Here is a 22,562-nt window from a genome sequence, read left to right as displayed (position 1 = left end):
GGAGAAAAAGGAGTGTGACCCATGAATTATAAAAGCGTACCCTATACGATTTTTACCATTTTTAATTATACCTTTCTAGCTTTATTAGGAATTATATGTGTGCTGCCCCTTATTCATATTTTGGCTGTATCATTTAGTGGATCGGCACCCGCCAATGCGAATTTAGTCACATTTTTTCCGATTGAATTTACTTTGGATGCATGGGAAAAAACCTTAGGTAATGAGCGGTTTCTTCGTTCATTATGGAACGGTATTTTTCGGACGGTGCTGGGAACAGCAATCAGTTTATTTTGTATAACACTCGCTGCTTATGCACTATCGAAAGAAGACCATGAATTCAAGGGTAGAAAGTTATATGTCTATTTTTTTATCTTTATTATGCTCTTTCATGGAGGTCTAATACCATCCTATATTTTGATCCAAAAGCTAGGATTAATTAATACGATCTGGGCATTGGTATTACCAACCGCGATTAATGTGTTTAATATGATTTTGTTAATGAACTTCTTTCGCACAGGGGTGCCGAAAACATTAGAAGAAGCTGCGATCATTGATGGTGCCAGTCATTTTAAAATTCTCTTTCAGATCTATCTTCCAATTTCCATGCCTGCGATTGCGACTGTAGGATTATTCACAATGGTGAGTCAATGGAATTCATGGTTTGATGGATTAATCTACATGACAGATGCGATGAAATATCCTTTATCTACCTTTTTACAAACAGTTATCGTACAACAAGATTTATCACAAATGAATGTAGATCCAGAGGAATTAAAAAATTTATCAGAAAGAACGTCTAAATCTGCACAAATCTTCATTGGTGCTTTACCAATTCTACTGGTATATCCATTCTTACAAAAATACTTTGTAAAAGGGATTGTATTGGGATCGGTTAAAGAATAGGTTAAACAAGGAGGAGTAGTTGTTGAGACAGTCGATTGATTTAGAGCAAACCCGTTTTGAGTTTCCACCAGAGGGTGGTGAAATAGTGGTAGCAGGTATGCAGGAACTAGATTGGAGTAAGGCCAATTATTTAATATGTAAAATTGAAACGAAAAATGAATGGTTGGTTCCGCTCATCTTCCGATTTTATAAAGAGCAAGATGAGTATTTACAAGTAACAATGGGAACCATTCCTCAAACAGAGGTGATCGTGTCGTTCCCACTATCAGCCCTAGATCGGCAGAAGGTCTTTTTACCTCGTACACCAGGGAAACTGAAAACGCTTATATCAGGTACCGGATTGAGTAAGGAAGAAATCAGTAGAATCACGATAGGCACAAGTAAATCTTTTCAGTCCCAGTTATTCGAAATTAAAGATCTCTATCTTGATGTAGAAGAGCCAGAATATCTATTACCAGATAAAGTAATGGTGGATTCTTTCGGACAATCGAAATGGAAAGACTGGCCTGGTAAAACAAATAGTGAAAGCGAGCTTGTGACATATTTAAATCAACAGGTAGGTGTGGAAAAGAAGTTTCCGTCTGAATGGAGTGCTTATGGAGGCTGGAAAAAGAAGCAGTTTGACTCAACTGGCTTTTTCCGAACGGAACATGATGGAAGTCGTTGGTGGCTGATCGATCCTGAAGGGTATGCTTTTTGGAGTGTTGGTCTAGATTGCGTTCGACCAGAAATTCAAGGATTGTTAGAAGGACTTGAAAAGCAGTATGAATGGCTTTCTGAAACAGATGAATACAAGGATATGTATTATCAAGAAAAGGATCTACAATTTGTGGACTATTCAATTGCCAATCTCATTCGGGCTTTTGGGAATTCTTATCGGGAAAAATGGAACGTTATGACGGAAAACCGATTGATAGAGTGGAGAATTAATACAGTTGGAAACTGGTCTTCCGGAGATTTTATTAAAAACACAAAGCTTCCTTATGTTTGGCCGTTGAAGGACTTTCCAGGAACGAAAAAAAAGATCTTTAGAGATTTCCCTGATGCGTTTAGTGAGGAATATGTGGCAGAGGCAAAAAAATATGCAAAGCAGCTTGAGGAATTTAAAGATGACCCATATATGATTGGCTACTTCTTAACAAATGAGCCTCTTTGGGCTTTTGCTGAAAATGTGAATCTAGCAGAAGAGTTACTAGAGAAAAATGAGATTCTTTCATCAAAATTTGTTTTCATTGATCGGATGAGAAAAAAATATAATGGAAATATCGAGCGATTTAACCAAGCTTGGAATGTGTCATTCAATGATTTTAAGGAGTTGCTAGCACCATTAAAAAAATCATCGACCTTATCACAGCAAGCAAAAGACGATTTAGAAGCATTCACTCGAGAATTAATATACAAATATACAGAAGTTGTCTGTCAAGCGGTTAAAGAAATAGATTGCCGTCATTTAAATTTAGGTATGAGGTATGCATGGATTTCTTCTGAATTCATCTTTGAAGGGAGTAGCTTGTTTGATGTTTTTACATTGAATAACTATTCAATGGTACCGAATAAAGAAGATATCATGGAAATTAGTGAGAAATCGGGATTACCCGTTTTAATTGGAGAATTCCATTTTGGATCCGTTGATGCAGGTCTTCCTGCTACAGGACTGAAGGGAGTGGCAAGCCAGGAGGACCGTGCAAAAGCCTATCGGTACTATATAGAAAATGCCGCTACTATACCCAGCTTAATCGGGGCTCACTATTTTACTTTGTATGACCAAAGTGTATTAGGAAGATTTGACGGTGAAAACTTCCAAATCGGTTTACTAGACGTGTGTCACAAACCTTATGAAAATTTTACTAACGGAATTACCAAATCCAACGAAAGAATCTATTCCGTCGCGGCAGGCACACAACAACCATACACACACAATGCAAAAGAAATCCCACGAATCGGCTTTTAGGGATACAGGGATAGGGACAGGGGATAGTCCCAAACCCCATCAGTTTGCTTGCAGATTACACCTTTGCTGGACTTAATTTCAAAGGAATGTACTTCATTTTCAAGCAATATTGCTGGGATTGATTGCACCACCTCAATCAATTATTATTCCTCAATTTATTATCACGAGAAGCATTCCTTTGTTTGATGGCAATGATATCTTGGTAACAGAGGATCGGGGTGGTTAGATACTAATTTAGGATAGTAAAGGTGTGTTAAGGATGGTAAATAAAAGAAAATCTCAAAGGCCTAACGTTATTGTTATTATGAGCGATGATCATGGCCATTGGGCGCTAGGTTCGGCTGGAAACACTGAAATTCATACACCAAATCTTGATTCTTTATCCAAAGCAGGTATTCGTTTTGAAAATTTCTTCTGTGCTTCTCCTGTCTGTTCACCTGCAAGAGCTTCGTTTTTAACAGGACGAATTCCATCTCAACATGGTGTTCATGATTGGATTCGTTCTGGGAATGTGGCGAAGCATGAATTAAATCCTGAAATTAAGAATGAACCTATATTTGCAGACGAAAATGAACGAATCGAATATTTACATGGCATTCAGGCATATACGGACATTTTATCAAAGTCTGGATACCAGTGTGGACTTAGTGGGAAATGGCATTTGGGAGACAGCTTAAATCCTCAAAAGGGATTCTCTCATTGGTTTACTATTGCAAGGGGAGGCTGTAATTATTATGAATCTGATATTGTAATAGATGGTGATATTAAGATTGAAACGGAATATATAACGGATGTAATTACAAAAGATGCCCTTTCTTTTATTGATAAACAGGCGAAAACTGAGGATCCATTTTATTTAAGCGTTCATTATACAGCTCCTCATTCTCCTTGGGAATATGGACAGCATCCAAAAGAAATGATTGATTTGTATAAGGATTGTCCGTTTGAGTCGGTGCCAGAAGAACCAAACCATCCCTGGCAAATTGACAGTGCACCACGTGGAGAAGGGGAGAAAAGAAAGGAACTTTTACAAGGTTATTATGCAGCCATTACTGCTATGGACAGAGGTATTGGAGAAATTTTAAATAAGTTAAAGGAGATAAATCTATTAGAAGATACACTCATTTTCTTTACGAGTGATAATGGAATGAATATGGGACATCATGGCATTTGGGGAAAAGGAAATGGTACTTTTCCACAAAATATGTTCGATACGTCAGTAAAAGTACCGACAATTGTTTCGAGACCAGGTCATATTCCAGCAGGAGTTGTAAATATGGATCTGTTAAGTCATTATGATTTCATGCCAACACTTCTAGATTATTTAGGATTGAAAGATGAGTATGCCGCGGAGCGTCCCGGTAAGAGTTTTGCGCCGCTTCTGCGCGGTGAATCACTTAACAATCCTGATGATGTGGTCATTTATGATGAATACGGGGCTGTTCGAATGATTCGTACACAGAAATGGAAATATATTCACCGTTATCCATATGGGCCTCATGAACTGTATCACTTAGTCGAAGATCCAGAAGAAAGACACAACCTTGTTAATATGGAAAGTACGTTAGTCATTCGTGAATCACTCAAAAGCAAGCTTGATGATTGGTTTGTCCTATATGCGAATCCCCATAAAGATGGCGTGAGAGAATGTGTCACTGGGTATGGTCAATTGGGGTTAGCGGGTACGTTTGCAAAGGGAAGGAATAATTATAAACAGAGAAGAAACAGGAATGATTATTGAAATAGGGAAATGGGTGAAAGCAACGGCATGCCTCCAAAATAAGGCATGGTAGGATGCAGAATTACCAGCGATACCCATCTCTATCAATCTCTCGGCGCATCGTTTCTTACAAAAAGACTTACTCTTAAATATAAGAGAGATATTAGAAAAAACGAAACTTGATCCAAAGTATCTTCAAGTAGAAATAGTGGAAACATCTCTTCTAGAAACCGAGAAAGTAGTTTTTCAATTTTAGACGAATTAAGGAAAATAGGAATCAAAATTCTTATGGATGACTTTGGTACAGGTTATTCATCACTATCTTCCCTTAAACGATTTAAAAAGAGAATCGATACTTTAAAGATTGATCAGTCCTTTATTAACGCGTTGAGTCGAACAGACGCAGAGGGCTCTAATTTTATTACAAAGACCATTATCCAATTAGCACACCATCTAGAAATGTTAAAAGAGTATAATTGCAACAATATTCAAGGCTATTTATTTTCCAAGCCTCTCCCAGCTGATGGGTTTGCTGTAGTCTTAGAGTATGGGAAGATGGAACCTTCTAAGATCCTCAATCCTCTGGAGACGGTCTGAGGATGCTGAAAATATATCCCAAAATCGCCAAATGAAATATAAATATGCAGACTTAAGCCCATTCATTGTACGAGACTGAAAAAAGCAGCCTGAGGAACCATCATCAGGCTGCTTTTGCATTTTAACTGCTAGGTTCTGTTATTACTCGATTGTTATCTTTGAACAGTTTTTGCATAATGAATTTTAGCTTCGTCTTCGATTCACAACACCGTTAGGATTAAAAAAATATTAGCTTTCCATTGCCATCTTTTCTTTCAATTTTCTCTTTGCCCCAGACTTCCACTGCTTAACGGCAGATAGTGACACCTTCTCCCTTTCTGCAATTTCCTTCGTCGATAGTTGTCCAATAGATGTGGCAATGACCCACTTTGCTTCTTTTTCTGTTAGACATTCACAATAGCTTTGAATGGTTTCTTTCTCGAGAAAGAGGGAAGAGGCCTGATCCTCAATCGTTTCCCAGAACTCTTTCTCCGAGTGAATATACCGATCGTTAAATTGATTGTTCTTGGTCATTTGGGATAACATTTTTCCCTTCATATAGGTGTAAGCGTAATTCGAAAAGCAGCCCTTTCGTTCATCGAAGGTCTGTGTCGCTTCCCAAAGCCCAATTAATCCCGTTTGGTAGAATTCATCTTGATTCTTGTAAATATGCAGCGATTGGATAATCTTATAAATCATCGGTTGATACTGTACAACAACTTCGTCAAAGCTCTCCACTAGTACGATCCTTCAGGCAGCGCGCTTCCGATTTATTCCTAGGTAGCTCTACCATAAATCATTCGCGGAAAACCTTCGAATCAAGGAAAATCAAATTTAACGCAAAAAAATAGCTTAAACGTGCAAAATTCGCTTCAAATTGGAACGAACTGCTCCTTGATTTGATTTGTTTATTGAAAAGGGTATGAGTTAAAAGATATTGTCATACTTTGAAGCTTTTCTCGACAAAAAATTTCCTAGAAAATGAGAAAAAACCCTTTTTCAAAAGGGATAATTGCAATTTTAATCAAACGATTAGTTGGTATGTGTGATTGTTATTAATTGTAGGAATATGTATTTACCTAGTTTTTATTGTCAGAGTTGGGGATTAATCTTAACCACCACGCTTTTTTTACGACAATTATTATTCTAGAAACATGTAAATTTCGTTTATTAAAAGGGTTTAGCCAGTATTTAATCAAATGATTGATTAGTGGAATTGGTACTAATCAAACGTTTGTGTAGAATGGCTATAAATGCTGCTATACCTATGTCTAACTCTCATTTGTGAGAGGGGATTTTGTCGAGAAGGGGGCCTAGTAGAAAACTCCCTTGCAATGTTCCGAAGAACTATGGAGGAAAACGAAATTTAAAAGAGTGAGGGTTTGATCGAAGCTGACCCAAAACTATGGATAGAGTAAGGCTAAACAAGCAGGATTGTGTCCGAGGTCATGTCAACATCGGACAAGGGAGAGCTAAAAAAGCAAGAGCGAGTCTGAAGTCGGGTCAACATCGGACAAGGAAGAGCCAAAAAAGTAAGAGCGAGTCCGAAGTCATTCTAACTTCAGAGAAGGAAGAGGCAAAAAAACAAGAGCAAGTCCGAAGTAGTGCTTAGAATATTTTAACCGCTATCGGCTTCCTTTTTTCAAATTTATAAATATAGTTGAAGCCACATTGTTTGGCAAGCGCGTAGGCCTCCGCAAGATTTGCTCCTACATCCTTAGCGGTGTGAGAGTCGGAACCAACCGTTAAAATTTCTCCGCCTAACTCTTTATACAGACGGAGGATTTCAATCGATGGTAATGTTTGTTTTAATCCCGTTCGAAGTCCGGATGTATTAATCTCCATTCCTATATTTCTATCAATGGCTTTTTTCACAATTTGCTCGATGATTTCTTGATGTTCTTGAAAATTATATAGACCGTATTCTTTATACGCATATCGTTTCATTAAATCGAAATGCGCGATGATATCTATATCTGCTGTCGAGACCATATGATATAGTTCGGTAAAATACCGTTCGTAGGCGGTTACTGGATCTTCTTTGAGGGCCAGACGAAGCTTTTGATTCTTCAGATTATGCACGGAACCTAAGATGAAGTCCAAATCTAGTGGCTGAAGTGTTTCATCATATTGTTCTTTTAAAAGGTGAGGCTCACACAGTTCAATTCCAGCCTTTATGGTTAATTGAGTATGAAATTGTTCCTGACAGTACCGAATCTCTTGTAGGTAGTTTTCAAAAACCATGTGGCCGTAGGTAGGAGCCAGCGGATTAACGGAGAAATGCTCGGTAAAACAAATTTCCTTAATCTCGTTTTCTATTGCTTTTTTGCATACTTCCACCATGCTAGCTGTGGAATCAAAGGAATGATTGGTGTGATGATGGTAATCCATTGCATACATCGTTTTTTCACCAGCCTTTTTTACAACTACTATAGTGAAAACTTTCACAATTGTCTAGAATGAGGTTTTTCTGATCACGCTGCCTCATTAATTTTGCGCACTTCATAAACAGCTAATAGTGCACTGGCCTTTATGAATAGTCTGGAAGTCTGGATTATTAATTGTCCTTCTTGTAGTATGGAAATATGCTATATTCACAACCAAGAATTAGGGGGACCAACATTTGTATAAATTAGTTGCAATAGATATTGATGGAACGCTGATGAATGATCGAAAAGAAATCACAAAAGAAGTAAATGACGCCATTCAGGCTGCTAAAGCGAAAGGTGTGAAGGTGGTAATCTGTACGGGGAGACCAATCGTTGGTGTCCAATCGATTATTGAGGAATTGAAATTAAATGATGAAGATGACTTTGTGATCACCTTTAATGGTGCGCTTGTGCAAAATACGTACTCACACGAAGTAGAATCCCAAATTACCTTATCCTATGAAGACTTAAAAGAAATACACGAGTTAAGCAAGAAAATCGGTTCACCGCTCCATTACTTTGATACAGAACATCTTTATACACCACATCGAGAGATTAGCACATACACTATTCATGAAGCCCATATTAATAAAATGCCTCTCAACTATTTGCCAGTTGATGAAGTACCGAAGGACATGCTTATTCCGAAAGTAATGTTTATTGATGATCCAGAACGTTTGAATACGAATATTGCAAAAATACCTGAATCATTCTGGGAGAAATATACGTTTGTTAAAAGTACCCCGTTCTTTTTAGAAATCCTTGACCCACGTGTCAGCAAAGGAAATGCCGTCAGACTGCTTGCTGAAAAACTTGGCATTAAACAGGAAGAAGTCATTTGCATCGGAGATGGAGAAAATGATCTAAGCATGATTCAGTATGCAGGCATGGGAGTGGCAATGGCAAACGCGGAATCTGTTGTAAAAGAAGCGGCTCAGTTCCATACATTATCTAATAATGAACATGGAGTAGCCTATGCGATTGAAAAATTAATACTTAACAATTAACATAAATGTGGTGGAACTGTGGGGAGACCCCAATTCCACCGCATTTTATTTTTAACTGGGTTTGGCAGGGGGAATCAAAGGGCAGTATCACTGTCCTTTTTGGAAGGATAAAGCATTTTTAATAATATTTAATGAAGGACTGATAATGAAGATGGATAAACGAGATCTTGTTCAATATTTCATTGTAAATTCAGACTTAATAATGTCAAAGGGTAAAACGGCAGCACAAGTGGCGCATGCGGCAACTTTAAGTACGATTAACCTGATGTCTTCACAATCATCTTTTCATGAAATGCATGATGATTTTGTAGAATGGATACAGACTGGAATGAAAAAAATTATTTTAAAGGGAAAACAAACCGAGCTGGAAAAGTTAGAAAAAAGAGGATTTTTCAGTATTCATGATAGTGGTTTAACCGAGATTAAATCGGGTTCTTTGACCGTTATTGCACTGCCGCCGATGGAAAAATCTGAAGCGAAAGAAATCGTTGGTCATTTAACTCTCTTAAAAAACTAAAGGGGGTCAGACCCCCACTAACGTCCCTCGGGATTACCCTAGTATACCTATAAATGGTATATTTTAGAGAGTGCATTTAAGATTATGATAAAAGAGGTTTGTATGACTACGAATAAATTGAATAAAAGAATCTATTATATTGTCGTGTGGATCGTAATCGCCATTATGATTTCAGGTTTGTTAATTGATAACCCGCGTTTAGGTGAATTCGGAGTTGTTTACATATCACACAGCATACTGGTGTTCATTCTGTCTCTTTGTTTACTGATTTATCCTAAGAATGGTACTGCTGTTCTTAGAGTGACCATCATCATCGTCGCATCCGTTTATTTTTACGTCCTTTTCCTTTTTTATCCTGATACGTGGTCCACGTTTATATTTCTATGTTTTATTCCAGCACTTTCAATCTTGTTTTTCGATTCAAAGCTTTTTTACTTTTCCTTGTTATTAAACACTATATTAATCATGATAGTATTTGGATATATTCTTTTGATTGATCGAGGACTGCAATATCCCTATATAGAAGAGGATCCATTAGGAAATTTCTTTAACTTTATTGCTAGTCAAATCATTATTTATTTTATTTTTTATTTAACAAGTGGAAGAATTAAAAAACAACAAATCTATTACGAACAAATACAACATTCTGAGCGTTTGAAGACGACCGGCCAGCTTGCAGCGGCTGTTGCCCATGAAATTAGAAATCCTCTGACCGTTGTGAAAGGTTTTTTGCAGCTATTTGAGCAAGATTCTTCCTTTAGTGATGATCGAAAAGGACAATTTTCTTTAATGATTGATGAATTAAATACGGCTGAACAGGTTATTTCGCAATTCTTATCGATTGCGAAACCAGATAAAGAGAATGAAACTGAAAATGTCAATGTAAATGTTGTTCTTCAGAGTGTTACAGATTTGCTTCATTCATATGGACTTTTACACGATAATCGGATTGAATTAAAAGTAACCGGAGATTGTATGATTTCAGCTAACATCATAGAGTTTAAACAATTATTTATAAATATTATAAAAAATGCCATTGAGGCTTCCAATATTGGTGACCTGGTTCATGTGACCACCGAGAGGGAAAAGGAATTTGTCGTCATTAAAGTAATTGATCATGGACAAGGAATGTCAGAAGCACAAATTGCATCCTTAGGTACTCCTTTTTATTCTTTAAAAAGTAAAGGAACAGGATTAGGGATGATGATTTGCTTTAACATTGTGGAAAAATATAAAGGCACGATTGATTTCCATTCCTCTATAGGTCATGGAACTACAGTCACGATACGGTTTCCATCTTCCAAACCTTGATTGTATTCATTTTGTGCATAGTTTAACCAGAGGTATAAAGATAAGCGGAATGTAAGGTTGGCTTTACCTTGGAGTACAAGTTGAAGAGCAATCTAATAAAACATACTTTGTTTTGACAAATTCCACTCCTAGAATCAAGAAGAAACCCATATATCTTAGGGTTCATGCGCTATTTAATCAAGCGTTTGATTAGTAGAATTAGAGTTAACTAATCGTTTGATTAGAAATGCATTATGTGTAGTTATTACTTCGTTTGCTCGTTATTAGCAGGAAGAAAATTGTCGAGATATTGATTAAATACTAACAGGTTATTAGCAATTAAAACTCAACATAGGAAGGGTCTCTTGCATATTTGTGTAAGGGACCCTTTCCTTTCCAGCTAACTAAAAATAGATATTTTCTCAGTTCTCCCTATTAATATCCCTTAACTAGTCAATTTATAAGAACTAAGAAATTTTACTAATCTAGTAAAAACACATGGGTGATATTACCTATAATGTTATAATTTAGATGTTATAAATTTAAAATTCAGCTTTTTTAGAATGTGCATAAAGGGGTTGCTAAAATGACGAATTCAGAAGTAGTTCTTGGCTTTATTAAAGACAAAAAGATTCAATTTTACTGTGACGATTGCTTATCTGAAGTTTTACATATTCATCCCAGACAACAAATAAACCAAATTTGCAACCATCTAAAAAACAGTATGGTTATCGAACGGAGAAGGGAACAATGTCACTCTTGTTCTGAACATAAGCTGGTTAACAAATTATTATAGATAGGTTAAGGAGGTTGGATAGAAGTAATGAATATGACGCTAACAAATGATGAACGTGAATCATTATTATCAGTATTGACTGACCAGCAGAGAACCTTCATACAAGAGCACGTTAAGAGAGGAAAAAAAACTATTTTTGCTAACCAGATGGCAATGGACAAAGGAATTATTTTGCCCGAGTCTGCATCTATTGATGAAATTGAAATGTTACTAGATGAATGGATATTAGAAGATTATATAGATAATGGATTTGTGAATTCTGAAACCCCATGTGAGTGCGGGCGGCCTTTAAGATATCAGTATATTGTGAAGCATAAGAGTACGAATGAGAAAAGACGTTTCGGAATTACTCACTTCGAAGAACATACAGGAATACCAAGTGAACTTGTAAATGCCATAAAAAGGGGATTTACTACTATTGATTATGAAATGGATGAATTGCTTAACAAAATTACTCAAAATTGGACACTAGAGGAAGTAAGTTCAAATATTCCAAGTGAAATTGTCCTTCCGAAAGATATAAATGATCATCTTGCAAACAACGTCCCGTTGCTTGAACGGCAAATAAAACGGTTGAAACAATTAATAAATGAATTCGTATCACAAAGAGAATTAAAACGTCCAAGAGTGATAGATATGCCAACCATTAAAGAATCTACCGAAACCGATAACTACACAAAAGAAGCTAATCAATTCACATTGGAATTTGATTTATTTGAAGATACAAAGGATCAATCAGCAGCTCAAGAAAAAGAGAAGAAAAAAATACCATTAACCAATAACTTAACAGTTGCCGTAAAAGATAAGGTTCTTCACTACCTTGAAACCGTTTCTAGTGTCCGGATTATTTGTGAATTATTAATTAAAAATCACATTGTTGCTGACCAAAGATACATAACAGGTAAACCAAAGATTTATCCAATGGTTTGTGTCTATTTAGAAGACCTCATTAACCAAAATGTTGTTTACCTTGAAGAAGTTAATGGTACAGACGATAGAAAATATAAATTTAAACAATAGATTTTAAGGAAAGGCCTTCTCTAATCTAGATAGAGAAGGCTTCTATATTAATCTTCGTTTTAAATGCTTAAATATATCATTTAAGAACGGTTATGTGTTATTCAAGACATGAAAATACAGAATCGTTCCCTAGGAGAAGGATAGTGGATAGGAATGCTCCATCTTATCATGATTTTAATCCCAAATTAATCATAACTTTACAATCCTGTTTTACTATTTAATTGAGTAAAGAATAGGAGGAGAGTGTACGAATATGATGAGGAAAAATTTATTGATGGGCAGTTTTTCATTGGCGATGGCTGCTGCTTTAGTCGCGAATCCTTTTACAGCTGAGGCTGAGGGGAAGCTTAAGGAGGGAGAACAGTTTGAACTCACCATTCTCCAAACGAATGACTTACATGGTCATTTAGATGATATACTTACGCTGGATGATGGAACGGTTCATCACAATTCAATTGCGAAATATGCTACCATCATTGAAAATGTTCGTAATGTAGAGGAGAATGTGATGCTCGTTGATGGCGGGGATGTCTTCCTGCGCGGCGAGTTTCAGGCGGGTCAAGGAGAGCTTGAGACATCACTTTTGAAGGCAATGGACTATGATGCGATGGTTCTTGGAAACAACGACTTTCGCGTATACCCGGCTGGAGAGGGTACGCCGTATAGCCGTTATGAACAGTTAAAAGATTACCAACGTAATGTGAATTTCCCAATTCTCACTGGTAATGTCATTAACAAGGAAACTGGAAAGTACATACAGAATGTTAAGCCTTGGAAGGGGTTTACTTTCGATGGTATTAAAGTCGGTTTGATCGGCCTTACTTCGATGAAACCTGAAATTCGCGGATGGAATGATGTTGCGGACCTCGATTTTATTGAACCGGTTGATGCCTTGAAAGCATTACTTCCTGAAGTAAGTGAAAAGTCGGACATTAACATTGTCCTTTCTCATGCCGGAAATCCGGAAGACCACAACTTGGCTAAGATTCCTGGAGTTTCAGCGGTACTTGGCGCAGATACACACAAGGTCATCAAAACGCCTGAATACGAGTTCAACGGTGAGGTAATGGTGCCGATCACTCAAGCTGGCGGCGAACAAGAGAATTATTTAGGTCGCCTGGATTTGACTTTTGAAGTTGTTAACGGTCAAATGAAGTTGGTAGAATCGGATGGATTCCTCTACGATGTTACCAACGTTTCTGCAGATCCGGAGATACAAGCGATTATAGATAATTATCGTGCAGGGATGAATGCACAATAATATAGTTGAAGTAGGATTGGGGCTTGTCCAGAAAGTCGGTGAAAACCAACTGACTGGCAGCCCTTTTGTTTTTCTTCTGTTACCTCCCTCTACATGGAGGGGTGTTTCATAAAAGAACTCGCGTATATCCTCATCAATCCTTGCACTTCATAAATCAAAAGAATCCGTAATCCTATATTTGAAGAACGACCTAATTTTGTTAAAGGGTTTGGTATCAGTTTCTCCTTGTAAAAAACTGGATTAAATTTAGTTTTTCATTGCTAAAATTGGGTAGTTGCTTCACAATGGTATGGACAAAGTAAGACGACTAGCGGGAGGATTTAACGGTGCATTTATTAGTAGAAAACAAGGAACAAAGAGAAGAATTTATGAATCTATGGAGTCAAATTGCCAGTGAGAGAAAATATCAAGTATCAACGCTTACGGATAGCTCAGAGGCTTTTATTTTAAAGGATAAAACTGCAACGAGTGTTGGAACAATCGAATTTGTACCATGCGATGCCAATCTCTTGGAGAATAACGATTTAGTGGATATATCGAAAGAAACGCGCATCCTGCAAAATCTAAAGCATTCTTACCAGGTTCGAAAAATGGGAGTGAAAAAAGAGTTTGCCTCGAAAGCTATTCTTTTGGATCTGCTTGAGCTGGCAGCCATGCATGCTAAGAATAAACAGGTTCGCTTTTACGTCAGCTATTTAGAGCTTAGACATTATGAAAAATTAACGGAAACTTTTAAATTTAGAATTGAAAAAGTTGGCGAGGAAGTCATGTTTGGAAAGAAGAAGTTAGTCCCAGCATTAATTGATGTTGAAGATGCTATTCAGAACACTCAAGGTTATCCAATCTATATTAAATCCATTGCTTACTTAGTAAAAGGTACTCAAAAGGTAAAAGCGTTTTTTGCATAAGTTATTCTTAGAGAAGGAATAGCTAATATTGATTTTTTTAACAAAATTGGTATAATGAGGGATAATAAAACCCTAACAACTAAATCAAACAATAACTCATTGAACATTTGATAAATATGACAGCTAGAACGGTAAGAAATGCAAGGAACCTGGATTAGGGGCGAAGTGTGCCTATCCATTTGGTTTTATTTGCTCTCTGCCTTTCTGTGCTGTCTTTTTTTATTTTGTCTGATCATGGGTAATTGGTGGAAAGGAGGGATGGGAGGTGCCGTTAGAGTATATTTCACTATCATGGGATTTACCTATAGGGGAATTTGAACTGGAAATAGGTTTTGGTAATGAATATTGTGACAGTCTAGAAGACTTCATTGATGAATGCCTTGGAGAAGAGGGGGTATAGGAGGGAAACAAGTTGACGAAAGTTAATGGCATGAAGAGGTATGAGTTTCAAGTTGATCCAAAGGAGTTTACGATTACACCTGAGTTGGAGGAGGATTTTAAGCGGTTCCCAAAGGGGAAACCGGCCTTTGGCGCATCGCTAGAAGAATATGCGGAAGTACTTCCGAAACGGATTATGGAACAATTCCCTGACCAGAAGGGGTATGTCGTGATTAACTTTGAAACAGGATTGGTGATAGTGGATATCTTTGAAAAGGAAGAAGCCATACAGGGGTAAGAAATTGGTAAACAAATGTGCTAGAGCTTATAAGGTAAAGGGTTCCGTTTTCGGGTGCTTTCTTAGTAAATGACACAAGGCTTCTGCAAAATTTATTTAACTTTGACATAGCAATTGACATCATTTTTATGGATGGACATTAAGGGTTTACACTTAAAAAAAGACAGCCAAAACCGCTGTCAATTTCAGTGCAGCTTTAAGTATTAACATTATTGATCCTTCTTCAACGTTACGATACTTTAATAGGTATTTTAGTTTTTTCGGTAAAATGTTAAATGATGGAGGGGATGTTTTGAATAAATTTCTAAAAATCACACTTGGTGTTTTGGGTGTCATCTTATTAGGAATTGGACTACTTGTAGTTACCTTTGTATTAGAAATGAAGCCTGATAAAGATGAAGAGGAAAAGATAAAGATTCAAGCGGAGCAATATTTAGAAGATAAATTTAATGATAACTTCGAGGTATATGACACTCTGTATGATAATATGGGAAACTTTGGATTTGAATATGCTGCTAAGGTTAGGGATAAGAAAGGTAATACAGAATTTTTCGTTTATTATGATAATGAAACAAAACAAATAGTTGACACATACATTGCTGATAAATGGGAGGATGATTTAGAAACTGAAATACATCCTTTTATTATAGAGAATTTTGGAAAAACAACAGATTTTCATGTTTCCATTATCAATGATAAAATTGGGCAGGAATTGGGTATTGACCCTGTTAATCCTAAAAGTTATAAAGAATTTGACGTTGCACCTACCATCCGTATTACTGTTCATCGAAAAAGGAGCGACGGGGACGAAAAAATTCTCAATGAGTTCATATCTTTTCTAAAAAGCGAAGATAAATTGCAACATGGTTCGGTTATTTTGGAGTATATCGCTGAAAATGGTGTAATTTTAGAAGATGAATGGGGTAAAGAATTTTAATTAGATATTTTCTTCAATTAACGGGTTGCGTTCGTTGAACCTGCGTATAGTATACGCAACAGAATACAATCATGCGGAATGCTAACAGTATGGGATGATGGATTTACTCACGACATTACTGGTCGTGTTCATTACGTCGATCCTATAACTCATGAGCTGCGGATTGTACTAAAGTCTGGGAAATTTGAACGGGTGGCTTTCGATAATTTAATTGGAGTGAAGGTTTTGAATTAAGCTAACATAGAATATAGAAAAGCCATTTCCTTGGCTTGCAAGAATAGTTATTAATGAATGTAAGAGTTATTACGGGGATTCTTGGAGCGAAGTCTTATCTGACTTTTTACCTGAAAGGAAACAAGAAAGCAGTGAAGAATCCCATCTCCGAAGTGTTCAGAAGAAGAGATACATTACGACGTCTATGATCTACGGAAATATTATAGTTTGCAAATGATTAAAAGGAAAGGTGAATAATAATTATGACAACACTTGAACCAAAGTAATGACATAATTATCATCTCCTTTCCTCTAAAATATTAAGGTGTAAATTTAACCAACTTTCAAAGCTATTTCAGCTAACAAATTAATAGCAGCTTGTACGACTGCAGTAATTTGTAGCTCAGTTTGAGTAACAGTAATGGCGGAAGAATTGTCGATTAAGATTGATTGAGATTCTGATTGAGACGCTGATAGACGCTGGGAAATCGCTTGAAGAGTTTTAACATCTTTATTGCTTCTACCTAGCGCTGTAATAGCTGCTTCGATGGCAGCCTGTAAAGCTGCTTGTACGACAACTAATGCCTGAGCTTCAGTTTGAACAACATTAATGTTATTAGAATTGCGAACGACTAATGACTGGAGTTGTCTTTGTGAAGTGGTTAATGATTGCTGAATTGTTTGGTCACCACTAACAGAATCATCGTTTCTGAAACTGACCCACTTATATTCACGTGAACGCATATTTTTCACCTCCTTAATAACAGATTACAAAATTAATATATTCGAAAATAGTGAAATGAATTGGACAAACAGACTGAAGAAAATGTGGAAATTTTAAATAAGTGGATTATACAAGAACAAACTTCCTTTTGTGACTTTATAGGGTTGAATTAATAGTTCGCAATTCGAGTAAAGTATAACATGATAAAAATTGCGACAAAAAAGACCACCCAAAAGAAGGGGAGTCAGTTTGGGTGGTCTCACGACAACATTAACTCTAGAAATTAGGAGGAAATTCCGAGACAGTGTCAATCGTATTATGAACAATTTTTGTACATATATTCCGTAAGGTTGATATTTATTAAACTTTATTTCTCCCACAGTTTCTAGGGGATCAGACCCCCGCTTCACTAAAATTTTAACGCATTAAAGTACTGTGTGACAATTAAATTATTAAAGAAGCCTCCCAACAATAGACCCAATCAACATAAAAAGAGAGGATGATTCATTTTCTCAGAATCATCCTCACTGCTGTTTAGAAGAATAAGAATCCTAGTGAAATGACTACACCGCTGACAACAAGGACCATTACAAGGTACCCCATGATGTCCTTCGCCTTCAGACCAGCGATTGCCAGTGCTGGAAGGGCCCAGAATGGCTGGATCATGTTGGTCCAGGCGTCGCCCCATGCAACTGCCATCGCGGTTTTTGGAAGTGAAGCACCAAGTTGTGTCGCTGCATCCAGCATAATAGGGCCTTGAACTGCCCATTGCCCTCCGCCAGAAGGAACGAAGAAGTTGACAATTCCAGCGCTTAAAAAGGCAAGCATTGGGAAGGTAAATTCATTTGAAATGGCAATAAACGCATCAGAAATGACCGCGGCTAATCCTGAGGTCGTCATCAATCCCATTAATCCAGCATAGAAAGGGAATTGGATGATAATGCCGCTCGCTCCTTTGACCGCATTCAACACAGCTTCCAAGAATTGTTTTGGAGTACCGTGAAAGAGAATACCAAGGAATAAAAATAAGAAATTGACGATATCGAGATTTAACTTAAATCCATTAGTAGCGAAATAGTAAAATAGAAAAACAAGTCCAAGTAACCCAATTAATAAAGAAACAAGTTTGCTGTTTTCAAGTTTGTCAGCAGGTGTTAGAGCATCCTTTTCAATGGCCGCTGCCTGGATATCACCCTCCAAAAGTACGGGGTCAACCGTTATTGTTTGTTCCTTTGACGGCATACTTAAGCGGTTGATAATCGGAATGGTTACAAGCAACCCTAATACAATCACGATATTAAAGGTTGAAAAAATTGTTTCACTTGTTGGTATAACACCGATTAGATTTTCTGTAAAGTGTCCTGGAGTGGCAATTGTCAATGGGACAGACCCTGAAATTCCTCCATGCCATACGAGAAACCCTGAGTAGGCGCTCGCAATTAGCAGCCTGTAATCAACATTTTTTACTCTTTTCGCTAATTCCTTTGCAAACAAAGCGCCAATGACAAGCCCGAATCCCCAGTTAATTAGGCTGGCAATCATCGATACAATCGTGACGATGACAATAGCTTGCCCTGGTGACTTGGCAAATGAAGCAAGAGATCCTAACCCTTTTTTAAAAATATAGCTGCTTGCCAAGACATGTCCTGTTACCAATACGAGAACCATCTGCATCGTAAAGGACAAAAGTCCCCAAAAGCCATTTCCCCAGTGCTGGACCATTTGGTATGGTCCGTTATCTGTAAAAATAAGGCCTAGTCCAAATACAACAAAAGTTAAAATGATGACGAATAGAAATGGATCTGGCAAGTACCTCTGCATGATGCGGTTAAAAAATGATACCAATACTTTCATAAAGTTCTCTCCCTTTGATGTGTTATTGCAACAATAGTATGTATTTTATAAAGATTCAGAAATACCTTCCTTTTCCTGTGGATTTTTTGTAAATTTGGGAAATTGGTTGAAAATACCCAGTAAATTAGGATTATAATATTTTAGTAGAATCAGTTTTTACCAAATGATTGAAGTGCTGTAAAGCCAGTGTTTTATCCCCCTTACTACGAAGAATATTGTCGAGAAGTGGATCTAGTAAAAATGGCGGAAAGCTTTTAAGGGATTGATAGGTTTCCTGACATTAGATTTGGATTCTATAATTCATGATAAATTGAAAGAAACGCGTATCCTAGAACATCTAGAGTATTCCTACCAAGTTAGAAAAATGGGGGTAAAAAAAGATTTTGTCTCGAAGGCTATTCTTTTGGATCTGCTAAAACTTGCAGCCATGCATGCTAAGAATAAAAAGGTTCGCTTTTATGTTTGCTTTTTAGAGCTTAGACATTATGAAAGTTAACGGAAAAGTTTAAATTTAGAATTGAAAAAATAGGAGAGGAAGTCATGATTGGGAAAAAGAAATTCGAGCCAGCATTTATTGATGTTGAAGACGCTATTCATAACACCCAAGGATATCCAATTTATATAAAATCTATCGCCTACTTAGTAAAAGGCTCTCGAAAAGTAAAAGCGTTTTTTGCATAACCAAATTGCTGAGGTATAGTTTGATGAACCTTATTCTAGCCATCCCTGTTGGGGTGGTTTTCTTCTGTTTTAGTTCAATTTGAAAAAGGAGAATCAGAGATATCGGTTGGTTTGCTGGAAAAAGTTCATTTTAGAGAAGGTTGTGGGACTTTTATTCATTTGTTTGATTAGAGCAGAATGGTTAATGGCGACGGGGAACTAAGAAGAGCGGATACGTTTTTTCCTGCCATAATCTAACACAATAAAAGGGCCATTCCTACTCATTTTCATAGCGGGAATGGCTCTAGATTCGTTTGCATGAATCCTATTGAATAGAAAGGAGGATCATTTTCTTGCCTCTTTTTGCTTCGAGCGTTATGGTTACTTTTTCTCCTTGATGGTCGAATAGTTCGTTTATCATGTTGCCTTCTGCCTTTGCGGTGTATGTGCTTCCGTTGGACGTGATAAATCGGAAGGTTCCATTCGGTTGGACACCCCCAATGGAAGCTGTCACCATTATCTGATTCGCAGTAGTGACTGTTGCTGCAGGGACTTTGATTTTTTGTCCAATTTGCAGCCGGGTTGGTTCCAAGGCTGGATTGAGTGCTTGTATGGTTGAGGCAGGGACCCCTAAGGCTTTGCCGATTTTTGTAAAGGTATCCCCGCTTTTAATCACATACACAGTTGGATTAACTGTTGTGCTGCTGGTGTTACTAGACTCATTTGGTGCAGGAGCTGGCTGTTTTTTCGTTAAAAAGGTTTCACTCACATACGCTGTTTTGCCATGGAATTGAATCTTGGCCCACCCTTTTGAACTGGAGATTACAGTTACACGATCATCTAATTGAAATGAACCTAGTACAGCACTGCTGGTAGTAGCAGCTGCACGAACTCTTAAGGATGAGGCCGTTACATACATGGTTTTCGTTTGAGCTTCGACTGTAGGTGTGCCTGCTTGTGCAGGTGCGTTTGTGAGGTAATCCGCGCTGACGAAACAAACCCGCCCTTTGATCAGAATGCCAGCCCAACCATCTTCAATAAATGCCACCTTCACGACATTCCCTTTTTTATAGGTTCCAATTATACTGCTTTCCGTTGTTGGCTGTGAGCGAATATTTAGTGTGGTAGCGGTCACCGTTCTGTCTTCTACTTTTGGTAAAAGAATTTTTTTGCCGTCAATGGAAGTCAGTCCATTAGCCTCTAATATTTCTTGGGCGGTGACACCATGCTGCATCGCAATGGTTTCAATTTTTTCGCCGCTTTTTACCTGATAGGTGTATTCTTGAATATGAATGGCTGCATTTGCTGTGCTGGTGTACAAGCCAAGGACAACCATAAAAATGCCTGTCACTACCAGTTTTTTTACAACATTTTTTTGAATCCATTCGTGAACCTGTGATACATATGTATTCCAATTAGTACGGATATCCTTTAAAAACCCTTGGGCGTCTAGTACATTTCGAATATCAAAATGGATACTCTTATAATATTCGCGTTTTTCCATTCTTGTGGTGAAAACAGGTACACTTTTTGCTAGCTTACCTTTTCCGTAGGTTTCTTTCCTGCTAAGTGTCCATTCACCATTTACAACTAATTGTGTAGTCAAAATAATCAATTCCCCTATTCTCTCTCTAAATTAACTCTTACTATGTAATATTCGTAATACTTCACCATTTTCTGTCCCAAAATTGTCATAATTAGTCGAAATATGATTATGTTGGAGGTATTTCCACCTTTTGTATGAGCACCTATACCAAAGGAAATGCATTGGCTTAACTTTTCCAGCATTTCTAAAAATAGTTTCTATAAAATTCTCTTCTAATGCTTCCGCTTAACTGAGCATAAATTCTAGTGGTCTCGCTTTTTTCGTGTCCTAGTAAACTTTGAATAACATCGAGAGAGATCCGTTGTTCAATAGGGGTGTTGCATAGCTGTGGCGTAGTTGGATGTTGAAGAAGGAATTTTTCCAATAGATGTTGAAATGCTTTAAGACCTAATTATCTCCAAATGTGGTGTTTTAAAATGAAAAGGATTACCTGAAACGGAAGTAGCGTTTTTTAGACGTACAGGGAGTAATTTTGGACCACAAGAAGATATAACAACAAATCTGTCAAATTTTAAAATAATACATATTTACAAGGAGTTGAGGATATTGAACACCCTGGTTTTTAAGGGTATGGAAGGAGTTTTTATTCCTGTGAAGGACCTGCTTTTTCAGCAAAATGGTATGAAGAAATACTTGGCTTTAAACGAATATACATTGAAGAAGAGGCAGCTGTGGTGCAGATTAGCGAGCAATCCCCAACGGTAGTATGTTTGGTAAGAACCTTAAACCACAAACCAATGAGGTTTCCAGAAAATAAGTTTGGGGTGGGAAAATATTATAATTTTATTCCTGCCGACATAGAAGAAACCCACAAACTTTTACTAGAGAATAATTTAAAAGTGAATCCAATTGGAGGAGCAGGAACAACTAGGTTTTTTACATTCTATGATCCAGATGATAATCCATTAGGAGTTTGCCAATAGCACATCTTTTTTCATTATAAATGCAGTAAGCCAACATAGATCAATATCAAATCCTTACTTCAATGCAGGAAGTAAGGATTTTTTGTTGAATTAATAAAATTAGAATATTATGGAATTTTGTGTGACTGGAGAAGTTAATATGCCGTTTATGATGGTTAGAAAAGAATTTAAGCTTGTTGGATTAAAAGGTAGGGGGGGAGTTTGGTAACTTTGGTCATGTAGTACCCTTGCTTGCAAAGCAGCTGTTACGCCGCTCAAACGAAATCCAACATTCACAGAGACCGAAATTGCATTATTTGAGCCTAAAAAGGATGAGGAGCATAAGATAGGTCATTATTATGTAGGGCTAATGGTGAGTGAGAAATTAAATGAAGTACCAACGGGAATGGAAAAATATTGAAACAAATAGAAGTTACATCACTACAAGAGGGAATATATCAAATTTGGGAGAACTTCATTTGAATTTATTGAATTGGGGAGAAGAACAAGGTTATCAAAGAGACCTTGATGCTTATATTATCGAGACATATCACCCAATAGGTGAAGGAGATGAAGAAGTACAGATTTATTTAGCAATTCAGGCTTAAAGAT

At 37.1% G+C, this 22,562-nt stretch carries 22 protein-coding genes and 2 pseudogenes; 18 read left to right on the top strand and 6 right to left on the bottom strand.

The genetic code is table 11. The annotated features are described in order from the left end of the window. The first annotated feature begins 21 nt into the window (after nucleotides 1-21). The 4 genes from V7108_RS20275 to V7108_RS20260 all read left to right on the top strand — a co-directional run bounded on the left by V7108_RS20275 (nucleotide 22) and on the right by V7108_RS20260 (nucleotide 5,171). Nucleotides 22-903 carry a carbohydrate ABC transporter permease gene (locus tag V7108_RS20275; protein WP_335569235.1) on the top strand — a complete coding sequence of 294 codons (882 nt, stop codon included), beginning with the start codon at nucleotides 22-24 and terminating at the stop codon, nucleotides 901-903. 22 nt (nucleotides 904-925) lie between these two features. Next, entirely contained in the window at nucleotides 926-2,854 is a 1,929-nt protein-coding gene (locus V7108_RS20270; RefSeq protein ID WP_335569234.1) for a beta-galactosidase, read from the top strand. 259 nt (nucleotides 2,855-3,113) lie between these two features. Next, nucleotides 3,114-4,595 carry a sulfatase-like hydrolase/transferase gene (locus tag V7108_RS20265; protein ID WP_335569233.1) on the top strand — a complete coding sequence of 494 codons (1,482 nt, stop codon included), beginning with the start codon at nucleotides 3,114-3,116 and terminating at the stop codon, nucleotides 4,593-4,595. 195 nt (nucleotides 4,596-4,790) lie between these two features. Continuing rightward, nucleotides 4,791-5,171, top strand: coding sequence for an EAL domain-containing protein (locus V7108_RS20260; protein WP_335569300.1), 381 nt, complete (start codon nucleotides 4,791-4,793; stop codon nucleotides 5,169-5,171). 228 nt (nucleotides 5,172-5,399) lie between these two features. Here V7108_RS20260 and V7108_RS20255 read toward each other — a convergent pair whose 3' ends face one another. Together V7108_RS20255 and V7108_RS20250 are read right to left on the bottom strand one after the other, a co-directional pair. Then, nucleotides 5,400-5,888 carry a sigma-70 family RNA polymerase sigma factor gene (locus tag V7108_RS20255; protein ID WP_335569232.1) on the bottom strand — a complete coding sequence of 163 codons (489 nt, stop codon included), beginning with the start codon at nucleotides 5,886-5,888 and terminating at the stop codon, nucleotides 5,400-5,402. 870 nt (nucleotides 5,889-6,758) lie between these two features. Beyond that, complete coding sequence (locus tag V7108_RS20250) at nucleotides 6,759-7,550, bottom strand: histidinol-phosphatase HisJ family protein (protein ID WP_335569231.1); 792 nt, start codon at nucleotides 7,548-7,550, stop codon at nucleotides 6,759-6,761. 223 nt (nucleotides 7,551-7,773) lie between these two features. On the opposite strand from V7108_RS20250, the gene yidA reads away from it, so the two are divergent. The 11 genes from yidA (at nucleotide 7,774) to V7108_RS26945 (ending at nucleotide 16,225) form a co-directional block, all read left to right on the top strand. Continuing rightward, nucleotides 7,774-8,586, top strand: a complete 813-nt coding sequence (gene yidA, locus V7108_RS20245) for a sugar-phosphatase (protein ID WP_335569230.1) — start codon at nucleotides 7,774-7,776, stop codon at nucleotides 8,584-8,586. A gap of 145 nt (nucleotides 8,587-8,731) precedes the next feature. Next, nucleotides 8,732-9,103, top strand: coding sequence for an aminoacyl-tRNA hydrolase (locus V7108_RS20240; protein WP_335511990.1), 372 nt, complete (start codon nucleotides 8,732-8,734; stop codon nucleotides 9,101-9,103). A 102-nt stretch (nucleotides 9,104-9,205) separates the two neighbouring features. Beyond that, nucleotides 9,206-10,414 (top strand): HAMP domain-containing sensor histidine kinase, encoded by a 1,209-nt coding sequence (locus V7108_RS20235; protein WP_335511992.1) that lies wholly within the window; start codon nucleotides 9,206-9,208, stop codon nucleotides 10,412-10,414. Between the two features lie 565 nt (nucleotides 10,415-10,979). Then, on the top strand, nucleotides 10,980-11,189 hold the full coding sequence (locus V7108_RS20230) for a hypothetical protein (RefSeq protein WP_335569229.1): 210 nt from the start codon (nucleotides 10,980-10,982) through the stop codon (nucleotides 11,187-11,189). Between the two features lie 27 nt (nucleotides 11,190-11,216). Beyond that, nucleotides 11,217-12,209, top strand: coding sequence for a DUF3895 domain-containing protein (locus V7108_RS20225; protein WP_335569228.1), 993 nt, complete (start codon nucleotides 11,217-11,219; stop codon nucleotides 12,207-12,209). Between the two features lie 253 nt (nucleotides 12,210-12,462). Then, nucleotides 12,463-13,470: a bifunctional metallophosphatase/5'-nucleotidase gene (locus tag V7108_RS20220; RefSeq protein WP_335569227.1), complete on the top strand. Its 1,008-nt coding sequence runs from the start codon at nucleotides 12,463-12,465 to the stop codon at nucleotides 13,468-13,470. Nucleotides 13,471-13,796: 326 nt separating this feature from the next. Continuing rightward, a complete protein-coding gene (locus V7108_RS20215) occupies nucleotides 13,797-14,378 on the top strand; it encodes a hypothetical protein (RefSeq protein ID WP_335569226.1) in 582 nt (193 codons plus the stop codon). A gap of 265 nt (nucleotides 14,379-14,643) precedes the next feature. Then, the gene (locus tag V7108_RS20210; RefSeq protein ID WP_335569225.1) at nucleotides 14,644-14,778 is read left to right on the top strand and encodes a hypothetical protein; all 135 of its coding nucleotides are present in this window, start codon (nucleotides 14,644-14,646) and stop codon (nucleotides 14,776-14,778) included. Nucleotides 14,779-14,790: 12 nt separating this feature from the next. Then, entirely contained in the window at nucleotides 14,791-15,054 is a 264-nt protein-coding gene (locus tag V7108_RS20205; protein WP_335569224.1) for a hypothetical protein, read from the top strand. Between the two features lie 292 nt (nucleotides 15,055-15,346). Then, nucleotides 15,347-15,991, top strand: coding sequence for a hypothetical protein (locus V7108_RS20200; protein ID WP_335569223.1), 645 nt, complete (start codon nucleotides 15,347-15,349; stop codon nucleotides 15,989-15,991). A 78-nt stretch (nucleotides 15,992-16,069) separates the two neighbouring features. After that, a complete protein-coding gene (locus V7108_RS26945; RefSeq protein ID WP_420489204.1) occupies nucleotides 16,070-16,225 on the top strand; it encodes a YolD-like family protein in 156 nt (51 codons plus the stop codon). A gap of 312 nt (nucleotides 16,226-16,537) precedes the next feature. On the opposite strand, the gene V7108_RS20195 is transcribed toward V7108_RS26945, so the two are convergent. Next, nucleotides 16,538-16,948, bottom strand: a complete 411-nt coding sequence (locus V7108_RS20195) for a spore coat protein (protein WP_335569222.1) — start codon at nucleotides 16,946-16,948, stop codon at nucleotides 16,538-16,540. Between the two features lie 514 nt (nucleotides 16,949-17,462). After that, complete coding sequence (locus tag V7108_RS20190) at nucleotides 17,463-18,782, bottom strand: short-chain fatty acid transporter (RefSeq protein ID WP_335569221.1); 1,320 nt, start codon at nucleotides 18,780-18,782, stop codon at nucleotides 17,463-17,465. Between the two features lie 540 nt (nucleotides 18,783-19,322). Here V7108_RS20190 and V7108_RS20185 point away from each other — a divergent pair. Then, the gene (locus V7108_RS20185; RefSeq protein WP_335569220.1) at nucleotides 19,323-19,463 is read left to right on the top strand and encodes a hypothetical protein; all 141 of its coding nucleotides are present in this window, start codon (nucleotides 19,323-19,325) and stop codon (nucleotides 19,461-19,463) included. Between the two features lie 304 nt (nucleotides 19,464-19,767). On the opposite strand, the gene V7108_RS20180 is transcribed toward V7108_RS20185, so the two are convergent. Both V7108_RS20180 and V7108_RS20175 read right to left on the bottom strand, forming a co-directional pair. Continuing rightward, nucleotides 19,768-21,048, bottom strand: coding sequence for an SH3 domain-containing protein (locus V7108_RS20180; protein WP_335569219.1), 1,281 nt, complete (start codon nucleotides 21,046-21,048; stop codon nucleotides 19,768-19,770). Between the two features lie 184 nt (nucleotides 21,049-21,232). Continuing rightward, nucleotides 21,233-21,387, bottom strand: a pseudogene (locus V7108_RS20175) (tyrosine-type recombinase/integrase); the annotation flags it as partial. A gap of 231 nt (nucleotides 21,388-21,618) precedes the next feature. Here V7108_RS20175 and V7108_RS20170 point away from each other — a divergent pair. After that, nucleotides 21,619-21,971, top strand: a pseudogene (locus tag V7108_RS20170) (VOC family protein). Between the two features lie 368 nt (nucleotides 21,972-22,339). Next, a complete protein-coding gene (locus tag V7108_RS20165; RefSeq protein WP_335569218.1) occupies nucleotides 22,340-22,558 on the top strand; it encodes a hypothetical protein in 219 nt (72 codons plus the stop codon). Nucleotides 22,559-22,562 lie beyond the last annotated feature (4 nt).

The sequence above is a fragment of the Neobacillus vireti genome, from assembly GCF_036962345.1.
Classification (GTDB): domain Bacteria; phylum Bacillota; class Bacilli; order Bacillales; family Cytobacillaceae; genus Neobacillus; species Neobacillus vireti_A.
Note: the sequence above shows the minus strand (reverse complement) of the source record. Positions and strands in the feature narration are given on the sequence as shown.